We start from the raw sequence: 22,959 nt of genomic DNA on the forward strand, positions 1-22,959 counted from the left end.
AAGGAATCCAGATGGCGGACGATGCCCCTTCGCCGGTCAAGAGCGCTGACCCCAGCTCACCGGCGATCCAGACCGTGCAGCGCGCGGCGGTCATCCTGAACGCGTTCACCGCGGCCCGTCCGCGCCTGAGCCTCAACGAACTCACCGCCAGCCTCGGCACCAGCAAGGCCACCGCGCACCGCTACACCAAAGCGCTGCGGGAGAGCAACCTGCTGCGCTACGACGAGCGGGAGGGACTCTACTCGCTCGGGCCGCAGATCCTCACCCTCTCCGCCGCCGCCCGCGCGGCGATGCCGGTGATCAGCATCGCCGGCCCGCGCATGCAGCAACTGGTCCGCGAGATCGACGAGACCGTCGTGCTCAGCGTCTGGGACGGCGACACCGCCGTGGTGGTCCGCGCCGACGACAACACCGACCGGGTCATCCGGGTCAGTGTTCGCACCGGCTCCCGGCTGTCGCGCACCGAGTCCGCCCAGGGCCGGGTGTTCTGCGCCTTCCTCCCCGAAGCCGACGTGCCGGGGCTGGCCGACGAGATCGCGGCCTCCGCCGAGCTGCGCCGGGAGGTCGACAAGATCCGGCGTACCGGCATCTCGGCCAACACGCCCTCGGCCAACGGGGTCCGCAGCATCGCCGCGCCGATCTTCCGGGGCAGCACCCTGATCGCCGCGATGGCCATCGTCGGCACCACCACCTCGGTCCCCGAGGGCACCGACAGCACGCTCGCCATCGCCCTGCAACGCGCCGCCGCCGTGGTGACCGCCGAGCTGGGCAGCAGCAACGGCCACCACCCGCACGGCAACGGCCAGCACCCGCCGGCCGGCGGCAACGGCAGCCGCTGACCTGCCGCAGCGGCCCTACCCCGCGCCGGCCGGGTAGCCGGCCCGGTGTGCCCCGCCCGCGTCAGCTCGCGCCGAGCGCCTCGGACAACTCCCGGGCCACCAGCCGCAGGCTGTCCGCCGCGGCGATTTCCACCGCGCCGGACAGCGCCGTGCTGGTGCCCAGCACCGCCAGCGCGGCGACCACCTGGCTGCGCTCGAACACCGGCGCGGCGAGCACCCGTACCCCGAAATCCTCCGGGGAGTTGACCGCGTAACCGTCCCGGCGGACCTGCTCGACGACCGCCCGCAGCCCCGCCGACAGCCGCAGCTGGCGGGCCACCGCAGGCGCCTCGCCGGGCGACAGGTAGGCGCAGAACACCCGGCCCTGCGCCGAGCGCAGCAGATCCAACGGCGACCCGGTACGCACACTCAACCGCACGTCACCGCTGGTGTTGTCCATGCAGCGGACCACCGTGGGGGCCTCGCCGTTCCACACGCTGAGCACCGAGGTCTGGTTGGTCACCCGGGTGAGCCGGTCGAGGTGGGGCTCGGCGGCGGTGACGATGGGCAGCGCCGCGCGGGCGGCGGCCTCCATCGCCAGGATCTGCGGACCCAGCGTGTAGGTGGCGGTGGCCACGTCGAAGCGCAGCAGGTTGGCCGCGCGCAGCGCGCGGGCGTACCGGTGCGCGGTGGCCCGGCTGATCGCCAGGTCGGCGGTCAGCTCGGCCAGGGTGAGCCGGGGCCGCTCGACGGAGAACGCCTGGAGGATGGTGGCGGCCCGCTGCACGGTCTGGATCGCCGGCGCGTCACCGGCCGGCTCGTCGACTCCGCCCGTCACCACGTCACCTCGCACTCGCCGTCCGCCGAAAGGCGAACTCTACCGAGCGCGGACCGCATCCGGCGACACGGACACCACCCCACCGCGGATGCCCCGGCGATCTTGGTGGGAAACAGCCCCCAGGGGGCACTTTCCCACCAAGATCTCTCAGACCTGCCGGCGGACCCGACGCCGGGGCCGGGTCACGCCGGGCCGCCCGCCCCCGAACCGGGGACGGGCGGCGGACCGGTGGCGTCGGCGAGCTGACGGTGGACCTCACCGCTGTCCCAGTAGTCGACCCGGTGGGCGATCAGGCCGTCCGGGTCGACCCGGAACCGGAACACGCCGCGGATACGTACCGGTGCCCGGCCGGCGGAGGCCAACCGGAACGACATCCGGTACGCCACCGCCGCCCGGTCACCGTCGGCGAGCAGCTCCTCCACCTCGTACCGCAGGTCGACGAACTCGGCCAGGAAACCGTCGAGCCGGGCCCGGTACCGGGACCGGCCGACCACCGTCCGGCCGAGGGCGGCGGTGTGCTCGTTGACGAAGTCGGCGCTGACGCAGCCGGCGACGGCGTCGGCGTCGTGGGCGTTCAACGCCGCCAGGTACCGCTGGACGGCGGCGCGGGTGGACGCTGCGGTCAGCTCCCCCACCGACGCCGCACGGTGTCGAAGACCTGCTGGTCGTGGGAGATCTCGATGACGTTGCCGTCGGGGTCCTTCAGCGCGCAGATGTAGCCGACCGGCGGCGGCATCTGCCGCGGCTCCCAGTGCAGGCAGCCCAGCTCGCGGGCCCGCCCGGCGATCTCGTCGACGTCCGACCGCTGCGGCACCTCGATGCCGATGTGCGCGAACGGGTGCAGCAGGCCGAGCTGGCCGCCCTTGTCCTTGTTGAAGGAGACGAGCACCAGCACGAACGGGGTCTCGACCTGCTTGTCGTTGGAGAGCCAGACGCTCTCCCCGTCGGCGTCGGCGAACCGCTCCACGACCACCAGCGGGGTGAGCGTGGTGTAGAAGGAGATCGCCTTGTCGAGGTCGCCGGTGGGCAACGCCACGTGCGTCCATCGGGCTTGGGTCAGACCGGTCGCCACTGTTACCTCCACCGTACCGAAATGTCCATCGCTATCGCGTTCACCAGCCTATTCACTGTTCGGTCGGCGGGTCGATGTGCCGGGGACACAAAGCCGGCCCGCCGGCTTCGACGCGCCGGGACGGTGCCGGCGGCCGGTCGCCGTGTCAGCGTGGGGACACACCGCGTACGGGAGGACGATCGGATCATGCAGTACCGCAGACTGGGCGGGACCGGGGTCGAGGTCAGCACCCTCTGCCTGGGCACGATGATGTTCGGCGCCTGGGGCAACACCGACGAGCAGGAGTGCCACCGGATCGTCGGCGAGGCGCTCGACGCCGGGATCAACCTGGTCGACACCGCCGACGTGTACGCCCACGGCGAGTCCGAGGAGATCCTCGGCCGGGCGCTGCGTGGCCGGCGCGACGACGTGGTGCTGGCCACCAAGTTCCACGAGCCGATGGGGGACGACCGCAACCGGCGGGGCAACTCCCGTCGCTGGATCCGGCAGGCGGTGGAGGGCAGCCTGCGCCGGCTGGGCACCGACTGGATCGACCTCTACCAGGTGCACCGCCCCGACCCGCTGACCGACGTCGACGAGACCCTCGGCGCGCTGACCGACCTGGTCCGGGAGGGCAAGGTCCGGATGATCGGCACCTCGGCGTTTCCCGCCGAGCAGATCGTCGAGGCGCAGTGGACGGCCGAGCGCCGGCACCGGGAACGCTTCACCACCGAACAGCTCGGCTACTCGATCCTGACCCGGGGCGTCGAGGCCGCCGTCCTGCCCACCAGCGAGCGGTACCGGCTCGGCGTGCTGGTGTTCAGCCCGCTCAACGGCGGCTGGCTGACCGGCAAGTACCGGTCGACGGCTGTACCCGCCGACTCCCGCGCCGGGCGCAACGGCGACCACTTCGACTTCCGCGACGCCGCCGCCCGGGACCGCAAGCTCGCCCTGGTCGACGAGCTGGCCACGCTCGCCGACGAGAGCGGCCTGACGCTGATCGAGCTGGCGCTCGGTTTCGTGCTGAGCCACCCGGCGGTGACCAGCGCCATCATCGGGCCACGCACCCTCGCCCAGCTCCGCAGCCAGCTACCCGCCGGGGAGCCGGCCGGGCTGCCGGCCGACGTGCTGGACCGGATCGACGCGTTGGTCCAGCCGGGCCACGACGTCAACCCGGCCGACGCCGGCTACCGGGTGCCCGCCCTGACCGACCCCACCCTCCGCCGCCGCCCCTGACACCGCCGCCCCCACCCTGTGCGCCGCCGCCCCTGACACCGCCGCCCCCACCCTGTGCGCCGCCGCCCCTGACGCCGCCGACCCCACCCTGCGCCGCCGCCCCTGACGCCGCCGACCCCTGACGCCGCCGGCCCCGGTCGCGTCGCCGGTGCCGTCGCCCGTGCCGGTACCGGCGGCTTCCGGCGGACGTCCGGCGCGGTCCACCTCCCAAGATCACGCTCGAACATGGTTGTAGTGGCCTCGCTGCGCCCGGAGGCCACTACAACCAGGAAGTAGCACGATCTTGCCGGCCGGCGACGGCACCGCAGAGCGGGCAGCGGGTGTCGGAGGCGGTGAGTGGGTCGCCGGGAGTGGCAGCGCGGCGTGGGGTGCGGGTTGCGGAGGCAGCGCGCGGGGCGCGGGTTGCGGAGGCAGCGCGCGGGGTGCGGGTTGCGGAGGCAGCGCGCGGGGTGCGGGTTGCGGAGGCAGCGCGCGGGGTGCGGGGAGCGGAGGCGGGGAGCGGATCGCGAGTAGCGGGATGTGGGCTGTCGCGGTGGTCGCGGAGGGCGTGGCGGGCCTGGAGGGTGAGGCGGTTGCGGATCTGGGCCAGGGACAGGAACGGCGCGGTCATGCTCAACTCACCGTGAGGGCGGCGGCGAGTTGGACGATCGTGGCGGGGGCGTGTGGGTCGTGGGCTACCTGGGTGAGGACCGCACGGGCGGCGGGCCGGTGGCGTACCTCGTCGGGGGCGGTGCGCTCGGCGGCGAGCAGGGCGCGGGCGGCGTTGCCCGGGTCGCCGACGTGCAGGTAGGCGCGGGCGGCGTCGAGCAGGTGCGCGGCGCGATGTTCGGCGGGTAGCCACCGCCAGCCGTCACGGGCGACTGTCTTCTCGTGCCACACCACCGCCGCACCGGCGTCGCCCAGGTCGAGGGCGGCGGCGACCCGCGCCAGGTCCACCGCGACCGGCCCGAACGCGGTCCGGTGGTGGTCATGGCCGTCACCGACCCGGGCGGCCATGCCGGCGGCCTCGTCGAGCAGCTCGGCCGTGGTGTGGTCGTCGCCGTCCCGGGCGGCGGCCAATGCCGCCTGCACCACCAGCGTCCCGCACAGCGACAGCTCCGCAGCGGGCGCGTCGTCGAGGTCGGGCGGGCCATCCGGTACGCGGCAGCAAGCGCCGTCGACCTGGCCATCCGCGCCCGCCCCGAGGCACGCAGCACCTGGCCGAGTTGCACGGTGACGGTGGCCACCAACACCGCGTCACCGGTAGCGGTCGACATCGCCCGGTCGGCGGCCAACCACGCCAGATCCAGCTCACCGAGCTTGACCAGCAACGACGCGGTGAGCCGGTACGTCTGCACCAGCACCGACCGCCCCGCCACCGGATCGTCCGCGTGGACCCGCTGCGCGGCGACCACCAGGCCCGGGAGCATCCCGGTCAGCGGCGGATACCGGGCGTGCTGGAACGTGGACCAGGCGAGGCTGACCTCCCGCGCCAGCCGATCCGCCGACAATGCCTGACCCGGCGCTGCCGGCCGACCCACCACGACGTCGTACGTCGAGAGCGCCTCCCGGACCCGCCCCACCCCCTCGACCTGCCCGCTCACCTCGGCCGGCGGGACGTCCCGACCGAGCAGCACGCTCGTGTCGATCCGCAACACTCCGGCGATGTCCTGGAGGGTGGACACCTTGTCCAGGGTGCGGACACCCCGCTCCACCTTGTCCACCCAGCTCTTCGACTTGCCCAGCCGGTCGGCGAACACCTGCTGCGACAGCCTGCGCCGCCCCCGCCAGTACGCCACCCGCCGCCCCACCGGCAGCATCTCGCTACCGTCCACCACGCCACCGCCGATCCGGCAGCGCCCGGGTCGTCTCCTCCACCGGTATCCGCTCCGCCTCGGCCTGCGCGAGCAGCCGCTGCCGCGCCGCCTCCCGCTCCGCCGCCTGGATCTCCTCACCCCGGCTTCCACCCCGACCCCTGTCCGTGCTATCCATCTGCGTCCCCTTCGGAAAAGGGCGCGACGGTGTGCTCGGAAGGTGCCGCCGCGCCGGATCACGGGGCATCGTTCGACCCCGTGCTGAGGGGGACGCGGCGACCAGGCGACGTCGCACCGCCCGCCGCATCCCGTGCGGAAGACGTTACGTACGGTGACCACGAGGAATGGGTAGGGTTTCTACCCCCGGTTCACGGGACGAGGCCGACCTTCACCGCGAGGTCGCGGGCCTCGTCGCGGGTGGACCGTGGACCGTGGAGCAGATCCAGGGTGATCTGTCGGGCGTACCCGTTGAAACGGATCGTCTCCGGGGCCGACTCGTACGCCTGCCGGAGCATCGCTACGACAGCCTCCTTGTCGCCCTTTCCGTAGTGCGCCCGCGCCACCTCGATCAGATGCCGCGCCCGGCGTGGCCTCGACGGAATCGCCGCCGCCTCGTGGCGACGCGCCTGTCGCACCGCTTCGCCGGACTTCTGCAACTCCACCGCCACGGTCACCGCATGAGCGCCCATGATGACCCGGGAGAACGACGTCTGTGGCTGGTAGAAGCCCGACGGCAGTCTTTGCGCGGCCCGGTCCGCACGGTCCCAGTACCGCCACGCCCGGCCCTCCTCTCCCGCCCGGGCGGCGGTGTACGCGGCCTCGAAGTTCAGTGCCCCCCACAACGCCAGCAGACCCGCTCCTCCCTCGGTCGCCCGGGACTCCAGAGCCGACAGCACATCCAACGTCACCGCCATCGCGGTGTCCCAGTCGCCGGTGTCGCGGTGCACCTGCCCCAGGAACCACCCCGCGCGGGCGATGGCCTCGGGGTCGCCCGACTCCTGTGCCGCCACCATCGCCCGATCCGCAACCCGCCAGATCAGCTCGGCGGCGGGCTGGTAGGCCAGGAACATCTGCACCGCCCCGAGTGTCTCGGCCAACAACGCCTGGGCCTGTCGCCGCTCCGTGCCCTCGTACTCCAACGCGGCGTGCTGCACATCCCGCAGCAGCCCGGGCAGCAACGTCCCCAGCACCGTCCGGTGGTCCGATGCCTGGTGACGCGCCCGCCACGCCGCCGCAAGCCGCTCACAGAGGCTGGACAACGATTCGGGCGGAGCATCCCGGGGGATCGCGAAGCGGTTGACCGCGTCCCGCACCGACGCCAGCGCCGGGTGCTCGGGACCGTTGACCACCGCCGACCGGTTGCCCAGCTCGCCAGCGAGGACGGAGACGTCGACCTTGAGGGCACGCGCGATCCGGTCCAACATGTGGATGCGTGGCGGCAGGATGCGATCGGTCTCCACCGCCTTGACCCACTCGGCGCTGCGGCCGACCAGTCCACCCAGCACCGCGCGGGTCTTCCCGGAACGCTCCCGGTAGACCTTTAGCCGCTGCCCGAACGTCAACTCCGGCAAGGAATCCACCCCGACCTCCTCGTCAGTACGGGATGCACCAACGGCCCACCGGCCCACCGGCCCACCGGCCGCCGTCACGCCAACGCTACCGACCGTTCCGCCACCGCATAACCCCTCTTCTGGTGACTGTGTAGACCGGGGTGAGGTCTACAGGAACAGGAAAGCGACGACATCTCGGGTTGGTGCTGCCCAGCGGGGGCATACCAGCGGCAACTTCACCACGTCAAGTGGCCCCGGATGGACATGAGTCTGGGCCAGAGCCGGACAGCCTCGACAACGACTTCAGCATGTCCGGGTGCAGCGATTCCGGAAGACGCTGGCAGCTCCGGTAACTCGGTTCTGGCCACGTTCTCCGTGACAAGGTATCCGCTGCGGAGAAGATCTGTCGGGGCACCTGAACCCGCCCCCACCAGCACAAAGCCAGCTGAAGAACGCCCCGTGGCTTCGGATCAGGTCCGCTTGCGGCGCGCGATCTCGTCAGCGAGCTGCCGCACCCGGGCGGGGTCCACGTCCCGGGCAAGGGCGACGTAGTGGTCCATGACGGCCGGCCGGTAGCGCACGGGCAACGTCTGCCCCGGGGCGAGTCGGGTGAGCTCGGTGATCGTGAGGCCTTCGTCTGCGACACCGCGGAACGAGATGCCGTCGGCGGTCTCCACGTCGAACATCAGGACCACGCGAGGGTTGCTGTTCACCTCCCGCCAGTCGACGAGAACGCCGAGCGCGAGCGCCCCCGAACGCAGTTCCGCGTTGCGCTTCCGCGCCTCGCTGCTCATCAGCGGGTTCGGGGCGATCCCGGGGAAGTCAGGCCCGACCCCCAGCGATTCCCGACTCAGGTCGGGCCTGAGCTGGTCCACCTGACCGCTGAGGTTGTTCGTCGAACCGATGATCCTGCCGATCATCGCGCCAAACATCCTGCCGAACATCCTGACCCCTCCCTCACGCCGGTGTCGGAGTCTCGGCCTGGCGCTCCGCCTTACCGTGATTGTATGGCGGCCCTTCCCGAGCGCCATCGCACCGCCCTGTCTCGATGGATCGGCAGGGATCGGGCGACGGGTGCTCAGATCCAGCCCTGTTCCCAGGCGATCGTGGCGGCGGCCGTACGCGAATCGACGTCCAGTTTGGTCATCGCGGACGAGATGTGGTTGCGGGCGGTGCCGTGGGCCAGGCCGAGCTGCCGTGCGATCTCCTTGGTGGGCAGGCCGTCCCGGGTCAGTCGCAGCACGTCGGTCTCCCGGGCCGTCAGCGGGCTCTCCTGCTCGGTGAGCGCCGACGCGGCGAGGCGGGCGTCGATGTAGCGCTCCCCGGCGGCGACCGACCGGATGATCCTGGCCAGCTCCGACGCCGGGGTGGACTTCGGCACGAAGCCGTGTACCCCGGCGCTCAGCGCCCGCTTCAACGTCCCCGGTCGGGCGTGTCGGGTGACGATGACGACCCGCGTCGGGACGAGCCGCAGCAGGCGGCGGGCCGCGTCGACCCCGTCGAGTCCGGGCATCTCAAGGTCGAGCAGGGTCAGGTCGGGGCGGTGGGCGACGGCCGCCGCGACCGCGGCCTCGCCGTCGGCGACGTCCGCGACGACCTCGATGTCGGCCTCCAGGGAGAGCAGCGCCACGAGCGCGCCCCGGATGAGTTCCTCGTCGTCGGCGATCACGATCCGGATCACCGTCGGGTCCTCCGTCGTCTCCTCGGGGAGGCAGGCTCCTGTGCTCCGGGCGGGTCGGTGTCCGGCGCGGGAATGCGGACGACCAGCGTGAAGGTGTCCCCCTCGCGGGTGGTCTCGACCGTCCCGCGCTGGGCCGCGACCCGCCCGGCGAGACCGGCCAGGCCCGTTCCGCCCCGGCGCGGCGCGGCTGCGGCGTCGTTGGTGACGGTCAGCCGGTACTCGGCCGCGACGTGGACGAGGTCGATGGTGGCCTCGGTCGCTTGGCTGTGCCGCAGCACGTTCGTCACCGCCTCCCTGATCGCGACGGCGAACACCGCGCCGAGGGCCACCGGCAGGTCCGGTGTCCCGATGCGCGCCGTGCAGCGGATGCCGGCGGAGCGCAGCACCGCCGCCGCGTTGCGCGCCTCCGCCGCGACGGTGACGGTGCGGTAGTCGTTCACCACGGCGCGGGTGTCGTCGAGGGCCACCCGTGCGATCCGGCGGATCTCGGCGATCTCCCGGCCGGCCCGCTCGGGCTGGCCGGGCAGCAGGCGTTCCGCCAGTTCACTCTTCAACGCGATCACCTGGAGGTTGTGGCCCTGGATGTCGTGCAGGTCGGTGGCGAACCGGAGCCGTTCCCGCGCCACCGCCAGGTCGGACGCGAGCCGGCGGGCGTGTTCCAGGCGCAGCACCACCTGGAGCACCCAGACCGCGCTCAGCGGCAGCAGCGTGAACACCGCGAGGGTGCTGAGCACGATGGCGTCGGCGGCCGTGTCGGGCGGCGTCCCGACGCGCGACGGGGTCAGCACGCCGGTCAGCCCGCCGAGGCCGATCACCGCCCAGCAGCCGAGGATCACCGCCGCCCGCCACCGGCCCCGGACCAGGCAACTGAGCACCCCGCCCGCCATCGCCAGGGTGAACGCCCACCCCCAGCCGGCGAACGGCGGCACGACGGCCAGCACCCAGACCGCGCCGGACAACGCCAGCAGCACCGGGACGAGCGGATGGCGGGGCGACACCTCGTCGGGGCCGTGCAGCAGCAGGGGGATCGTGGCCAGGCCGACCAGGACGGCGGCGACCGTCGTGACCAGGAGGGTGACCGCCCGCGCCCCGGTGACCGTGCCCACGCCGAGCAGCACCTGCACCAGGCCGCCGATGAGCATCCCCAGCCCCAGGGAGAACACCGTGAACAGGCGCATCGCCCGGAGGTCGGCGGTCACCCGTGGGGCACCCTGGCCGGCGTCCGTCACCGGCTCAGCGTAGCGACAGCGGCGTCAGGAACGCCCTGGTCTGCTGCGCGATCTCCGCCGACCGGGTGTGGTGCAGGTAGTGGTCGCCCGCCAGGAGGACGACCCGGCCGTCCTCGACGCTCGCCGCCTGCCGCTCGTGCAGCGCGACCCAACCCGGCACGTCATGATCGTCTGAGCGGACGAACAGCAGCACCGGCAGCTCCCTGGGGAAGGTCTTCCCGCTGACAGCGGCGAAGTTCGCCGAGGCGTACTCCATCTCGTTCACCATCGTCGGGGCCGCCGCGTTCCGCGCGGTGAGCAGCCTCAGCTGTTCCCGGGTCCGCTCGTCGTAGGGCAGGCCCGCGTAGGGGTCGTCGGCGATCGCGGCGAGCGCGCGGGTGACGCCCAGCCGGCTGAGGCCGACGATCACCCCGGTCGGGATCGGGTCGTCCCAGCCGGGTTGGTCGGGGACGCTGCTGTCGATGCCGACGAAGGCGACGAGTTCGTCGGCGTAGCTGGCGGCGTAGGTCAGCGCGTAGATCCCGGCGATCGAGTGGCCCATCAGCACGTACCGGTCGATGCCGAGGTGCCGGAGCGCCTCGTGCACCTCCCGGGTGATGTTCGCGGCGGTGCGGTCGGTGTCGGCGGGGTCGCTCAGGCCGGTGCCGAACGGTTCGACCGCGACGACCCGGTAGGTGCTCTCCAACTGCGCGATCAGCGGCTGGAAGTCGAGCGCGGGGGCGGCGGTGCCGAGGCCGGGCAGGAGCACGATCGTCTCGGCACCGCTACCCGCGACCACCACGTTCATCCGCCTGCCGTCCACCGGCACGAGTTGCCCGTACCGGCTGATCGAGGAGGCTTCCGACTTCGTCGCCACGACGTTCACCACGGCGGTGGTCGCGAGCAGGAGCACCGGCAGGGCGACCAGGACACCGACGGTGGTGAGCACGACTCGCACGGGTCTACGCATGGGGTTCTCATTTCGGATCGGCGGTGCGTCCGGATCGCTCCGGTGCTGCATGACCAGCCAATCAACCGCGCGAGGGGCGGGGTAAGTGTCCGGCTGTCACGACCGGTCGTGACAAAAAGTCATGGTGTGCCACGCGCAGGTGCCGACCCCGACCCGCCGCCCCGTCCGAGCTCGCCGGCTCTCCCGACCGCCGGGACCGGTCGGCCCGACCGCCGGGGGGCGGTTGCGGCCCACGACCACCGACGGCGCGGCGGCCACCCCCCCGGGCCGGGGGTGGCCGCCGCGCCGTCGTGGCGGACCGGAGCTTCCGGTCAGGTGGTGCCGCGTTGGAAGGGTTGGGCCAGTGCCCGGGGCTCGCGGTGCGAGGTGGCGAACACCAGCATCGCCAGCAGCGCCAGCAGGTAGGGCGCGGCGATCAGCAGCTGCGAGTTCATGGTGACCCCGAGCGCCGGCAGCGCCAGCCGCATCGCATCGGCCAGGCCGAAGACGACACAGCCGATCAGGGTACGGCCGAGCCGCCAGGCCCCGAAGATGACCGCCGCGATGACCAGGTAGCCCCGGCCGGCGGTCATGTTCTGGTTGAACGACCCCACCTCACCGACGGCCAGGTAGGCCCCGCCGAGCCCGGCGAGCAGCCCGCACCAGAGCAGCGCCTGCCGCCGTCGCTTGTTGACCTCGATGCCGCTGACGTCGGCGGCCTGCGGGTTCTCCCCCACCGCCCGCAGCTCCAGCCCCCACCGGCTGCGTTCCACCAACCACCAGGTCAGCGGGACCACCGCCAGCAGCAGATAGACCGGCCAGCGTTGGACGAACAGCATCGGACCGACGATCGGGATGTCCCGCAGCACCGGGACGTCGACCTGCCAGACCTGGTGGCCGGTGAAGGTGCTCACCGTGATCAGGTAGCTGGTCAGGCCGAGCACCAGCGCGTTGAGCACCAGGCCGACGACGAAGGTGTTGATCTGCACCCGGTGCGACAGGACACCGTGCACGAACGCCACCGCCACGCCGATCAGCGCGCCCGCCACCAGGCCGACGGTGGCGCTCCCGGTGGCGCTGGCGACCGCGATCGACCCGAACGCCGCGCCGAGCATCATCGCCTCGACCGAGATGTTCAGGGTGCCGGCGCGCTGGGCGACGTACTCCCCGCAGGCGGCAAAAGCCAGCGGCACGGTGAGCCGGGCCCCGCTGGAGAGGATGGTGGCGATGTTGTCGGCGGCGCTCATGCCAACCTGCCTTCCATGGCGTCCTTGGTGCCGGCGGTCCCGGCGTCGCCGGGGTCCGCCGGTGGCGGCGCGGTGGTCCGGGGGCCGGGCACCGGGGCCGTCGATCCGGCCGGGGCCGAGCCGTCGGCCGGGGCCGTCGGCGCCGGAACAGCCGTCGGAGCGGTCGGCGTCGGCGGGGTGGCGGTGGGGGCCGCCGGCTCGTCGGCCAGGCGACGTCGACGCAGCATGCCGATCACCACCGGGGGCGCGACGAAGGCCAGCACCAGCAGCGCCTTGACCACGTCGACCAGGAACGACGGCACACCGGTGGCGGCCAGGAAGCTGCCGCCGGCCCGCAGCACGCCGAACAGCACCGCCACCGGGATGGCGAGCAGCGGATTGTTCCGGGCGACCAGGGCGACCAGCAGGCCGTCCCAGCCGATGTTGAGCGACATCCCCGGCTGCAACCGGTTGGTGCCGACCGGGCTGGTCAGCAGCAGCGCCCCGGCCAGACCGGCCAGCGCCCCGGAGATCGCCAGGGCGATGCCGCCGAGGGCGCCGACCCGCACACCGGCGTGCCGGGCCGCCGCCGGATTGAGACCGACCATCTTCAACCGGAAACCCCAGCGGGTACGGGCCATCACCAGCGCCAGCACCACCGCCACCACGACGGCCAGCACCAGACCGCCGTTGAGCTGGAGGTTCGGGTATTCGCCGAGGGAGGTGAGCCGGGCGTTCTCCGGCACCGGGTTGGACTGCGGGGACAGCGTGCCCCGGCCCAGCCGGGACTCCTGGAGCAGCCACGGCGTGTTCACCGCGAACGAGATGAGCTGCTGGGCCAGGAAGGTCATCAGCATCGTGCTCACCACGATGTTGACGCCCCGGAACCGGTACATCAACGCGCTGAGCCCGGCCCAGACGCCGGCACCGACCACCGAGGCGAGCAGCACCAGGACCAGCAGCAGCGGTCCGGGTACGGCCAGCCGCAGGCCGACCCACGCGCCGGCGAGCGCGCCGATCAGCACCTGCCCCTCCTGGCCGATGTTGAAGAAGCCGGAGCGGGCGCTGACGCAGGCCCCGACGGCGACCAGCAGCAGCGGCGCGACGTACAGCAGGGAGGTGGACCAGGCCGCCGGGGAGGCCATGCTGCCCTGGTAGAGCGCCTTGGTGGAGGCTGTCGGCGAGCCGCCGGTGACCGCGATCAGCAGCGCGGACAGGCCGAGCGCGACGCCCACCGTGGCGACCGTGGCGAGGCCGACCTGCCAGCCGCCGGGTCCGGGGTTGAGCCGGCGCAGCAGCCGCTGGCCGGTGCCGTCGATACCGAGGGTCGCCATCAGTGACTCACCCCGCCGACCAGCATGCCGAGCCGCTCGGCGGTGGCCTCGGCGGTGGGGAGCACCCCGACGATCCGGCCGGAGGAGATCACCGCGATCCGGTTGGCCAGGGCCATCACCTCCTCCAGTTCCGTGGAGATCAGCAACACCGCCACCCCTTCCGCGGCGGCCTGCCGCAGCCGCACGTACATGTCTTCGATCGCGCCGACGTCCAGCCCGTGGGTGGGCTGGGCGGCGACCAGCGCCTTCGGCCCGGCCGACAGCTCCCGGGCCAGCACCACCCGCTGCTGGTTGCCGCCGGAGAGGCTGCGCAGCGGGGTGTCCGGCGAGGGGGCGACGATGTTGAACTCGGCCATCTGCCGCTGGGCGATCCGGTGCATCCGCCGCCGGCTGAGCACCCCCCGGGTGGTGACCCCGGCGAGGGACTTCATCACCAGGTTCTCGGCGACGCTCATGTCCAGCACCACGCCGGAGTGGTGCCGGTCCTCGGGCACGATGCCGAGGCCCGCGTGGTGCAGCGCGCCGGGACGCACCAGGTCGACCGGCCGGCCGTCGATCTCGACCGTGCCGGAGTCGGGGACCAGCAGCCCGGACAGCAGCTCACCGACGGTGGCCTGGCCGTTGCCCTCGACGCCGTACAGGCCGACGATCTCGCCGGGCGCCACGTCGAGGCTGAGCTTGTCCAGCACCGGCAGGCCGCCGATGAGCAGGGTCACCTCGCGCAGCCGCAACGCCGCCGGCTGCTCCGACGGTGCCGGGTCGCCGGCCGCCGGGGCGGCGGTGACCTCCTCGACCGGTTCGGGACGCTCGACGGGCAGCAGGCCCAGCGCCGCGCTCTCGGTCTGCAACGACACCTCCCGGCCGACCATCTGCCGGGCGAGTTCCTGGGCGGTGGTGTCCCGGGTCGCGCCGTGGAACGCCACCGCGCCACGCCGCAGCACGGTCACCCGGTCGGTGGCCGCCATGATCTCGGCGAGCTTGTGGCTGATCAGGATGACCGCCCGCCGTTCCGCCTGCACCACCCGGCGCAGCACGGTGAACAGCTCCGCCGACTCGGCCTGGGTGAGCACCGAGGTCGGCTCGTCCAGGATCAGGATGGACGGGTCACGGCGCAGGCACTTGATCAGCTCGACCCGCTGCCGTTCCCCGGCCGAGAGCCGGTCCACCCGCACGTTCGGGTCGATGGGCAGCCCGTAGCGACGGGACACCTCCTCGACCTGGGCGCAGGCCGCCGCCCGGTCGATCCGCCCGGTGTCGCCGAGGATGACGTTCTCCCAGACGGTGAGCGGTTCGATCAGGCTGAAGTGCTGGTGCACCATGCCCAGGCCGAGGTCGGCGGCGACCTGCGGACTGTCGATCTCGACCGGTTCGGTGCCGCGCGTGATGGTGCCGGCGTCGCGGTGCACCAACCCGAGCAGGATCTTCATCAGGGTCGACTTTCCGGCCCCGTTCTCGCCGAGCAGGCCGTGGATCTCGCCGGGTCGTACGGCGAGATCCACGGCGTCGCAGGCGACGACCGGACCGTAACGCTTGCTGACTCCGCGCAGGGTGAGAGCCGGCGTCAGCTGGTCGTCAACGTCCACAGTCCGTTTCACCTCGTTGGTCGTCGGGCAGCGGGGGTCAGGAGCCGAGCTTGGCGACCGTCGCGGCGGTGTCGGTCTTGCCGCTGGCCACGTCAGCCACGAAGGCGTCCATCTTCTGGGTCTGCTCCGGGGTCGGCTTGCAGATCTTGACGGCCGGGTACGGGTCCTTGCCCAGCTCCCACTTCTTGGTGGTGCCGAGGGTCATCTCGCCCTTGGCGAACAGCTCCAGCGCGGCGGCGAAGTACGCGCCCGGGTCGAAGATGACCGAGATGTCGAAGCGCGGGTCGGTCGAGTCGCACCGGTCGGTGCCCGGGGTCAGGGTGAGCGCACCGCCGGTGTTGGCCAGCTTGGCGGCGGCGTCGGTGGCCCCGCCCAGGTACGGGTAGACGACCTTGACGCCCTGGCTGATCTGCGCCTGGACGGCCTCCCGGGCCTTCGCCGAGTCGTTGAAGTCACCGGTGTAGGTGGTCACCAGGGTCGCGTCCGGCACCACCATCCGGATGCCCGCCTTGTACGCCTTGGCGGCGTTGACCGAGAAGTCGGCCTCCATGCCGGTGACGAAGCCGGCCTTGGTGGCGTTCTTCTGCTGCATGACCAGGCCGGTGGCGTACCCGGCGGCGAGCATGCTCTGGTTGGGGTCGTCGCTGGACAGGGTGACCCGGGGCGTCTGCGGGATGTTCTCCGACGACGGCACGTACCAGGAGGTCTTGGCGCAGACCGCCTCCTCGGAGGCGGGGATGGCGTCCTTCAGCTCGGACGCCCCCAGCGCGACCATGTCCACGCCCTGCTGACACAGCGCGCGGGCGGCGCTGAGCGCCTCGGTCGGCGGCACGTTGCCGCGCTTGATGACCTGCCAGCCCTTCTCGGTGGCGAACTTCTCGGCACCGACCACGAAGCTCTCGTAGTAGCCGTTGTCGTTGATGTCGCCGGGGCTGAGCACCCCGATGACGACCTTGCCGTCACCGTTGGCGTCGGGCTGCCCGGCGGGGGCCGTACCGCTGCTGGCCGACCCTCCCGCCGACGGCGCGGTCGCGTCGTTGCTGGCGCAACCGACCAGGGCGAATCCCAGCGCCCCGGCGAGCAACGCCGCCGGACCCCGAGCAATCCTCATTGTCATGGTGCTTTCCCTTCACGTGGGGCCGACGCGCCGCCCGGCACGGACCGGCGCGCGGAGTACTCGGTCGCTGGCACGGTGGGCCAGCGAGGGGGGATGTCGATACCGGCCCGGCGCAGCAGGGCGGCCCGACGCTGGGCGGCCTCCTCGCGCAGGGCGTCGACGTCCACGGTGGTGATCCGCCCGTCGCGGACCACCAGCCGGCCGTCGACCAGGACGTCCCTGACGGTGTGCCCGGCCGCACCCCAGACGAGCTGGGTGGGCAGGTCACCGACGGGGATCCAGGGGATGGTCCGGGTGTCCAGGAGCACCAGGTCGGCGGCCTTGCCGACCTCGATCGAACCGGTCCGCGCCCCGAGCCCGACGGCGGCGGCGCCGTCGACGGTGGCCAGGGCGAAGACCTCGTCGGCGCGCAGCGGGTCGGTTACGCCCCGGTCCCGCTCCAGGCCGGCGAAGAGTCGGGCGGCCCGCCACAGGTCCGGGGTGTCCCCGGCGTTGTGCGAGTCGCAGCCCAGTGCGAGCCGACCGCCGGCCCGGCGCAGCGCGGTGTGCCGGCCCGCCCGGCTGAAGCCCTGCCCGAGCCGCAGGTAGGCCCCCGGGCAGGAGGCGACGGCGGTGCCGGTCTCGACGAGCGCGTCGACCTCGGCGTCGTCGAGCCACACCGCGTGGCCGAGCAGCAGCCGGGGGCCGAGCACCCCGAGATCGCGCAGGTGCCGCACCGGCCGGGGCCGGCCGGCGGCGGCGTAGGCGGCGGCGTCCTCCGGGCCGGGCGACAGGTGCCAGGTCATTCCCACGTCGAGCCGGTCGGCCAGCTCCGCCGCGCCGGTGAACAGCTCGTCGCTGACCAGGTCGTGCCCGACCAGGGTGACCCAGCCGGTGACCAGCGGGTCGCCGGCCAGGGCGGCGACGGCCTCTTCCTGCGCGGCGAGGGTGTCGGCGGCCGGCATGGCGTACGGCACGCCGGGGGCGTCCCAGCCCCAGCCGCCGACCCGGCCCCGGATGCCGGCGGCGCGCAGCCCCCGGGCGACCCGCAGCGGGTGCGCCACCGTGCCGGGCTCCAGCAGGGTGGTGACCCCGTAGCTGAGCGACTCGACGGCGGTGAGGGTGGCCGACAGTTCGTCGTCGTCGCCGGTGACCGCGCCGTGCAGCGGCACGATCCAGTCGAAGATCGCCTGCTGGGCCGGTACGTCGTCGGGGATGCTGCTGCGCACCAGCGGGTCGGCGGTGGTGTGCTGGTGGGCGTTGACCAGGCCGGGGACGACGAGGCAGCCGGTGGCGTCGAGTTCAGGGCTGCCCGGGTGCGCCGCGCGCAGCGCCGCAGCCGGGCCGATGGCGGCGATCCGGCCGTCGACCACGGCGATCGTGCCGCCGGGGACGACCGCCCGGTCGGCCGCCATGGTGACGATGTCGGCGTCGACGACCAGCAGGTCGGCCGGGCGGGGGTCGGCGGTGCCCGCCGTCGGGACGGTGGTCATGGCCGGACGAGGATCTTGCCGATGAGGTCACCGGACTCCTGCCGGGCGTGCGCCTCGGTCAGCTCGTCCAGCGGGTACTCCGCTCCCCGGACCACCCGCAGGCCCCCGGCGAAGAAGGCGTCGAGCATGTCGGCGAAGTCGGCCGGGCTGTACGCCCCCGCCCCGAGCAGCCGCAGACCGCGCCGGTAGACGTCGGAGAGGGAGAAGCTGACCTGGTCGCCGGTGGTGTTGCCGAGCAGCACGATCCGGCCGCCGGTGCGCAGGCTGGCCAGCGAGGTGGCCCAGGTGGCGGTGCCGACGTGGTCGACGACCAGGTCGACGCCGTGCCCGTCGGTGCGCTCCCGCACCTGGTCGGCGGTCCGGTCGTCCAGGTCGAGCACGTCCGCGCCGAGGTCCGCGGCGACGGCCCGCTTGGCTTCGGTACGCGCCACCGCGAGCACCCGGGCACCGGCCCGGCGGGCGAGTTGGATGGCGGCGACGCTGACCGCGCTCGTGGCGGCCTGCACCAGCACCCACTCCCCGGGGCGGACCTCGCCGACGCGGTGCACGGCGTGCCAGCCGAGGCTCCAGGCGGTGGGCAGCGCGGCGGCCTCGGCGAGGTCGACGTGGGCGGGCACCCGGTGCACGACGGTGGCCGGGACGGTGACGTACTCGGCGAACCCGCCGGGCCGGTTGCCGCCGACCACGGCCAGCGTCGGGCAGTAGCCCGGCTGACCGTTCTTGCAGGTAGCACAGGCTCCGCAGCCGATGGTCGGGTCGATCAGCACCCGGTCGCCGGGGCGTACCGTGGTGACCTGCGGTCCGACGGCGGTGACCTGCCCGGCGACGTCCATCCCGCCGACGTGCGGCAGGGCGAAGCCGGGGAGCAGGGCGGTCCGTCGCTGGAGCAGGTCGAGGCGGTTGAGGGCGGCGGAGTGCACCCGGACGACCACGTCGGTCGCGCCCGGCTCGGGGTCGGGCAGGTGGCGCAGGCTCAGCACCTCGGGGCCGCCGAAACCGGTCTGGACCATGGCGCGCATCGCAACCTCCCCCACGCTCTACCAGTCAATATGGCGTCTTGCATTGTGATTCTCGCTGCTTAGCGACGTACTCTGCCTGCGGGGCGGCGGCGTGTCAACGGCTTGCCGCAAAAGAGGCGGAACGGTTAACGAAGCCGGGCGTCCAGCCTGTTCACAGGCCACCCACCAGGGGATCAACCGGCCTCGGACGCGGCCAGCAGCTCCCGGGCGGCCAGCGCCGTACGCAACACCGCGACCGTCTGCGGGTCGAGCGGGTCGACCCCCAGCAACCGCTTGATCAGGCCCACCCGGTAACCCACCGAGTTGCGGTGCAGGTGCAGCCGTTCGCTGACCGCCTGCCGGCTGCCCCCGGTCGCCAACCAGCAGTCCAGGGTGCGCAGCAGGTCGTCCCGGTGGGCGATCGGCCCCAGGTGCCGGTGCACGAACCAGCGCAGCCGCTCGTCCGGCACGGCCAGCAGGACCTGCGCCAGCCCGGCCTGCCCGAACGGCAGCTCGGGGCGCCCGTCCGGGGCGCGCAGCAGCAGCCGCAGCAGCCGGTCCGCGTCCCGGAACGAGGCCGCCGTCCGGGCCGGCCCGGTCACCAGCGCCCCGGCGACCACCCGCACCTGCCCGGCCCCGACGATCTGGTCCAGCCGGACCCGCAACCGGGTCACCTCCCGCTCCACGTCGCCGTGCAGCAGGGTCCAGGCCCGTCGCCCCTCGGCCAGCATCGGCCGGTCCAGCCAGCTCAGCGCGGACGCCCAGCGGCGTGGCTGCTCCCCGGTGTACGCGATACCGGCGACCGCGTGCGGCTGGTCCAGCCGCCAGCCGTGCGCCGCGGCCGCCCGGAGCAGTTCCGCCTCATCCGCCCGCAGCAGCCCGACCACGCCCGCCCGGACCGGGTCGGCCCCGTCCACGGTCGGCGCGGGCGACTCCCCGAGGCCGTCGCGCAGCGCCCGCAGCACCGTCGCGGCGTCCCGGACGACCGGCGGCGACTCGTGCCGGACCGCCTCGATCAGCAACGCGGTGGTCGCGGCCACCGCCAGCGCCAGCTGCCCGGCCGCGACCGGCTCGGCCAGCAGCAGCGCGCCGAGCCGTCGGGGCCCCGCACCGACCGCCACCGCCCGGCCGGTCCACCCGTCGGCGCAGCGGACCGGGACCGGCACCGCGCCACCGGCGCGACCGGCGGCCAACGCCCGGCGTACGTCGTCCGGCGCGGCGTCCCGCCGGGGGCCGCCCCGGCCGTCGCTGGCGGCGAGCAGCTCCCCCGTCTCGGCCACCAGGCGGCAGGCCGCCCCGGTGCGCTCGGCCACGGCGGCGAGCAGCTCGGGCCAGCCGGCACCGCCGAACGCGAGTTCCGCGAGCCACTGGGCGAACGCGGCCGGCGACGGCGCGGCGGCGACGGCCAGCCGGGGCCGCGCCGCCGCCAGCTCACCGGGTCGGCTCACGCCGACGGTCGGTCGAGCAGCCGGACCGCGACGGCCTTCTCCTGGGTGTACTCGCGCAGCGCCGCATAGCCGCCGCCCCGGCTGAAGCCGCTCTCCTTCTGCATGTTGAACGGAAAGCCGATCACCCCGGCGTCGTGGAACTGGTTCACCGCCACCTGCCCGGCCCGGGCCTGCCCGGCCACCCGCAGCGCCCGGGACACGTCACTGGTCCAGATGCAGGCCAGCAGCCCGAAGTCGGTGCCGTTCATCAGCGCCACCGCCTCGTCGACGCCCCGGAACCCCTGCACCGCCAGCACCGGGCCGAAGACCTCCTCCCGGGCCAGCCGCATGTCCGAGTCGACCTGGTCGAAGACCGTCGGGGCGACGTACCAGCCGTCGTCGAACGCGGCGGTGGCCGGCTCGCCGCCGGTGACCAGCCGGGCGCCGGCGGTCGGGGCCTCGGCCAGGAAACCCCGGACCCGCTCGTACTGGGCCTGGCTGACCAGCGGTCCCATGTCCAGATCCTGGTCCCAGGGGCCGGTCCGGACGGCCGCCATGCCGGCGGCGACCCGCTCCACCACCTGCGCCCGGATCGACTCCTCGACCAGCAACCGGGAGCCGGCGTAGCAGTTCTGCCCGGCGTTCTCGGTGATCGAGGCGATGATCGCCGGGACCGCCACGTCCAGGTCGGCGTCGGCGAAGACCACGTTCGGGGACTTGCCGCCCAGCTCCAGCTTGACCGGGACGAGGTGCTGTGCGGCGGCCCGCATGACGGCCCGCCCGGTGACCGTCGAGCCGACGAAGCTGATGTGGTCGATGTCGGGGTGCCCGGTAAGCGCCACCCCGGCCTCGGGGCCGAGCCCGGTGACCACGTTGAGCACGCCCGGCGGCAGGCCGGCCCGGCGGCCCAGTTCGGCCAGCGCGAACGGCGACAGCGGCGCGACCTCGGACGGCTTGAGCACCACCGTGTTGCCGGCGGCCAGCGCCGGGGCGACGTTCGCGGCGGTGAGCACGGCCGGCACGTTCCACGGGATGATCACCGCGCAGACGCCGTACGGCTCGGGCCGGGTGTAGCCGAAGTAGTCCGGCGTACGGGTGGGCAGGGTGACCCCGGTGAGCTTGTCGGCGGCCCCGGCGAAGTAGTCGACGATGCCCTGGGTGATGTACATGTTGAGCCGCCCACCGGAACGGGGTTTGCCCACGTCACGCGCCTCGTGCACGGCGAGTTCCTCGACGTGCTCGCCGATCAGCGCGGCCCAGCGCGACAGGATCGCGCCGCGCTCGCTGGGCGAGGTGGCCGCCCAGCCGGGCGCGGCCCGACGGGCGGCGGCGACGGCGTGGTCGACGTCGACCGCGCGGGCGCGGGCCACCGACTGGATGGGCTCCCGGGTGGCGGGATCGAGCACCGGCAGCTCGCCACCGTCGGCGGCGGCGATCCAGTCGCCGTCGATGAGCTGGCGGGCGGTGGGAATGTCCAGGTCAGCCATGTGCGAATCCTTGACCCTTCACGTTTCGCATGTCAAGATGCAATCTCGCTTTGTGAGTCACTAGGGAGGGCGCGTGCGGATCACAGCGGCGGTGCTGGAGAACGCGGGAGGGCCGTTCACCCTCCAGCAGATCGACCTCGCCGACCCGGGGCCGGACGAGGTGCTGGTCCGGGTGCACAGCGTCGGGATCTGCGCCACCGACCTGGAGTTCGCCAACTTCTTCCCCACCCCCGCGGTGCTCGGCCACGAGGGCAGCGGGGTGGTCGAGCAGGTCGGCGCGCGGGTCACCGGCGTCTCCCCGGGCGACCACGTCGCGATGAGCTTCACCTCCTGCGGCGACTGCCCGCTCTGCCGGGGCGGAAACCCCGCCTACTGCCGGCAGTTCGACGCGGTCAACTTCACCGGCCGGCGACCCGACGGCAGCTCGGCGCTGTCCCGCGACGGGCAGCCGGTGAACGGTCACTTCCTGGGCCAGTCGTCGTTCGCCACCCACGTGGTCGCCCCGGCCCGCGCGGTGGTGCCGATCAGCAAGGAGATCGACCTGGGGGTGGTCGGCCCGTTCGGCTGCGGTTTCGGCACCGGGGCCGGCGCGGTGCTCAACGTGCTGCGCCCGGAGGTCGGCTCCTCGCTCGTCGTCTTCGGCGCCGGCGCGGTCGGCGTGGCGGCGATCCTCGCCGCCCGGACGGCCGGCTGCGCCGTGGTCGCGGCGGTCGACGTCAACGCCGGCAAGCTCGACACGGCCCGGCTGCTCGGCGCGACCCACGGGGTGAACTCCACCGACGGCGACCCGCGCGAGCTGCTGACCGCGATCGCCCCGCACGGCTTCGACGTCGCGATCGACACCACCGGCCGGGAGGACGTACTGCGCCTCGCGGTCGAGTCGCTCGGCCCGCTCGGCCGGTGCGGCGTGGTCGGGATCGGCCCGAGCGAGCAGATGAGCTTCGAGTGGCGCAGCGTGCTCAACGGCCGCAGCATCACCGGCATCATCGGCGGCAGCAGCCTCCCGCAGGTCTTCCTGCCGAGGCTGCTGGACCTGCACGCCGCCGGCAACTTCCCAGTGGACCGCCTGATCACCCGGTTCCCGTTCGAGCAGATCAACGAGGCGGTGGCGGCGCTGCGGTCCGGCGAGGTCGGCAAGGCCGTGCTGACCCTCTGACGGGTCGGCCCGCCGCACCACGGCGGCGTCCCGCC

The 22,959-nt window shown here is 73.3% G+C and carries 22 protein-coding genes and 1 pseudogene; 4 read left to right on the plus strand and 19 right to left on the minus strand.

The window, feature by feature from the left end:
• Positions 1–11 precede the first annotated feature (11 nt).
• Positions 12–839, plus strand: a complete 828-nt coding sequence (locus GA0070623_RS06480; RefSeq protein ID WP_172898369.1) for an IclR family transcriptional regulator — start codon at positions 12–14, stop codon at positions 837–839.
• Positions 840–900: 61 nt separating this feature from the next.
• Here GA0070623_RS06480 and GA0070623_RS06485 read toward each other — a convergent pair whose 3' ends face one another.
• The 3 genes from GA0070623_RS06485 to GA0070623_RS30545 all read right to left on the minus strand — a co-directional run bounded on the left by GA0070623_RS06485 (position 901) and on the right by GA0070623_RS30545 (position 2,728).
• Positions 901–1,656: an IclR family transcriptional regulator gene (locus GA0070623_RS06485; protein ID WP_172898370.1), complete on the minus strand. Its 756-nt coding sequence runs from the start codon at positions 1,654–1,656 to the stop codon at positions 901–903.
• A gap of 182 nt (positions 1,657–1,838) precedes the next feature.
• A complete protein-coding gene (locus GA0070623_RS30540; RefSeq protein ID WP_067315532.1) occupies positions 1,839–2,291 on the minus strand; it encodes a nuclear transport factor 2 family protein in 453 nt (150 codons plus the stop codon).
• The gene (locus GA0070623_RS30545; RefSeq protein ID WP_168222467.1) at positions 2,279–2,728 is read right to left on the minus strand and encodes a VOC family protein; all 450 of its coding nucleotides are present in this window, start codon (positions 2,726–2,728) and stop codon (positions 2,279–2,281) included. Before GA0070623_RS30545 ends, GA0070623_RS30540 begins: the two co-directional genes overlap by 13 nt.
• A 186-nt stretch (positions 2,729–2,914) precedes the next feature.
• Here GA0070623_RS30545 and GA0070623_RS06495 point away from each other — a divergent pair, with 186 nt between their 5' ends.
• Positions 2,915–3,943, plus strand: coding sequence for an aldo/keto reductase (locus GA0070623_RS06495; RefSeq protein ID WP_089003944.1), 1,029 nt, complete (start codon positions 2,915–2,917; stop codon positions 3,941–3,943).
• A 612-nt stretch (positions 3,944–4,555) separates the two neighbouring features.
• On the opposite strand, the gene GA0070623_RS30840 is transcribed toward GA0070623_RS06495, so the two are convergent.
• Positions 4,556–5,014: a hypothetical protein gene (locus GA0070623_RS30840; RefSeq protein WP_231932883.1), complete on the minus strand. Its 459-nt coding sequence runs from the start codon at positions 5,012–5,014 to the stop codon at positions 4,556–4,558.
• Positions 5,015–5,155: 141 nt separating this feature from the next.
• Here GA0070623_RS30840 and GA0070623_RS30845 point away from each other — a divergent pair, with 141 nt between their 5' ends.
• Positions 5,156–5,440, plus strand: coding sequence for a hypothetical protein (locus GA0070623_RS30845; RefSeq protein ID WP_231932884.1), 285 nt, complete (start codon positions 5,156–5,158; stop codon positions 5,438–5,440).
• A 185-nt stretch (positions 5,441–5,625) separates the two neighbouring features.
• Here GA0070623_RS30845 and GA0070623_RS30850 read toward each other — a convergent pair.
• The 15 genes and pseudogenes from GA0070623_RS30850 to GA0070623_RS06570 form a co-directional block, all read right to left on the minus strand.
• Positions 5,626–5,742 (minus strand): annotated as a pseudogene (locus tag GA0070623_RS30850) (helix-turn-helix domain-containing protein); the annotation flags it as partial.
• Between the two features lie 4 nt (positions 5,743–5,746).
• Positions 5,747–5,914 carry a hypothetical protein gene (locus GA0070623_RS30855; protein ID WP_231932694.1) on the minus strand — a complete coding sequence of 56 codons (168 nt, stop codon included), beginning with the start codon at positions 5,912–5,914 and terminating at the stop codon, positions 5,747–5,749.
• A gap of 190 nt (positions 5,915–6,104) precedes the next feature.
• The gene (locus GA0070623_RS06510) at positions 6,105–7,316 is read right to left on the minus strand and encodes a helix-turn-helix domain-containing protein (RefSeq protein WP_067315150.1); all 1,212 of its coding nucleotides are present in this window, start codon (positions 7,314–7,316) and stop codon (positions 6,105–6,107) included.
• A 440-nt stretch (positions 7,317–7,756) separates the two neighbouring features.
• Positions 7,757–8,230: a hypothetical protein gene (locus GA0070623_RS06515; protein ID WP_231932695.1), complete on the minus strand. Its 474-nt coding sequence runs from the start codon at positions 8,228–8,230 to the stop codon at positions 7,757–7,759.
• A gap of 134 nt (positions 8,231–8,364) precedes the next feature.
• A complete protein-coding gene (locus tag GA0070623_RS06520; protein ID WP_067315145.1) occupies positions 8,365–8,967 on the minus strand; it encodes a response regulator transcription factor in 603 nt (200 codons plus the stop codon).
• Positions 8,964–10,196, minus strand: a complete 1,233-nt coding sequence (locus GA0070623_RS06525; RefSeq protein ID WP_157517661.1) for a sensor histidine kinase — start codon at positions 10,194–10,196, stop codon at positions 8,964–8,966. Before GA0070623_RS06525 ends, GA0070623_RS06520 begins: the two co-directional genes overlap by 4 nt.
• A gap of 4 nt (positions 10,197–10,200) precedes the next feature.
• Positions 10,201–11,145: an alpha/beta fold hydrolase gene (locus GA0070623_RS06530; RefSeq protein WP_067315140.1), complete on the minus strand. Its 945-nt coding sequence runs from the start codon at positions 11,143–11,145 to the stop codon at positions 10,201–10,203.
• Between the two features lie 311 nt (positions 11,146–11,456).
• Positions 11,457–12,371, minus strand: a complete 915-nt coding sequence (locus tag GA0070623_RS06535; protein WP_067314819.1) for an ABC transporter permease — start codon at positions 12,369–12,371, stop codon at positions 11,457–11,459.
• The gene (locus GA0070623_RS06540; RefSeq protein ID WP_084261605.1) at positions 12,368–13,684 is read right to left on the minus strand and encodes an ABC transporter permease; all 1,317 of its coding nucleotides are present in this window, start codon (positions 13,682–13,684) and stop codon (positions 12,368–12,370) included. The genes GA0070623_RS06535 and GA0070623_RS06540 overlap by 4 nt, the downstream gene beginning before the upstream one ends.
• Positions 13,684–15,267: an ABC transporter ATP-binding protein gene (locus GA0070623_RS06545; protein ID WP_231932696.1), complete on the minus strand. Its 1,584-nt coding sequence runs from the start codon at positions 15,265–15,267 to the stop codon at positions 13,684–13,686. Before GA0070623_RS06545 ends, GA0070623_RS06540 begins: the two co-directional genes overlap by 1 nt.
• Before the next feature lie 37 nt (positions 15,268–15,304).
• The gene (locus GA0070623_RS06550; protein ID WP_197700053.1) at positions 15,305–16,378 is read right to left on the minus strand and encodes a BMP family ABC transporter substrate-binding protein; all 1,074 of its coding nucleotides are present in this window, start codon (positions 16,376–16,378) and stop codon (positions 15,305–15,307) included.
• 2 nt (positions 16,379–16,380) lie between these two features.
• Positions 16,381–17,856, minus strand: coding sequence for an amidohydrolase family protein (locus tag GA0070623_RS06555; protein ID WP_084261604.1), 1,476 nt, complete (start codon positions 17,854–17,856; stop codon positions 16,381–16,383).
• A complete protein-coding gene (locus GA0070623_RS06560) occupies positions 17,853–18,875 on the minus strand; it encodes an alcohol dehydrogenase catalytic domain-containing protein (protein WP_089003945.1) in 1,023 nt (340 codons plus the stop codon). The genes GA0070623_RS06555 and GA0070623_RS06560 overlap by 4 nt, the downstream gene beginning before the upstream one ends.
• A 173-nt stretch (positions 18,876–19,048) precedes the next feature.
• Positions 19,049–20,302, minus strand: coding sequence for a PucR family transcriptional regulator (locus GA0070623_RS06565; protein ID WP_089003946.1), 1,254 nt, complete (start codon positions 20,300–20,302; stop codon positions 19,049–19,051).
• The gene (locus GA0070623_RS06570) at positions 20,299–21,768 is read right to left on the minus strand and encodes an aldehyde dehydrogenase family protein (protein ID WP_067312167.1); all 1,470 of its coding nucleotides are present in this window, start codon (positions 21,766–21,768) and stop codon (positions 20,299–20,301) included. The genes GA0070623_RS06565 and GA0070623_RS06570 overlap by 4 nt, the downstream gene beginning before the upstream one ends.
• A gap of 73 nt (positions 21,769–21,841) precedes the next feature.
• Here GA0070623_RS06570 and GA0070623_RS06575 point away from each other — a divergent pair, with 73 nt between their 5' ends.
• Positions 21,842–22,924, plus strand: coding sequence for an NAD(P)-dependent alcohol dehydrogenase (locus GA0070623_RS06575; protein WP_067312163.1), 1,083 nt, complete (start codon positions 21,842–21,844; stop codon positions 22,922–22,924).
• Positions 22,925–22,959: the final 35 nt, after the last annotated feature.

Origin of the sequence: Micromonospora rifamycinica, from assembly GCF_900090265.1 — a bacterium.
Taxonomy (GTDB): Bacteria; Actinomycetota; Actinomycetes; order Mycobacteriales; family Micromonosporaceae; genus Micromonospora; species Micromonospora rifamycinica.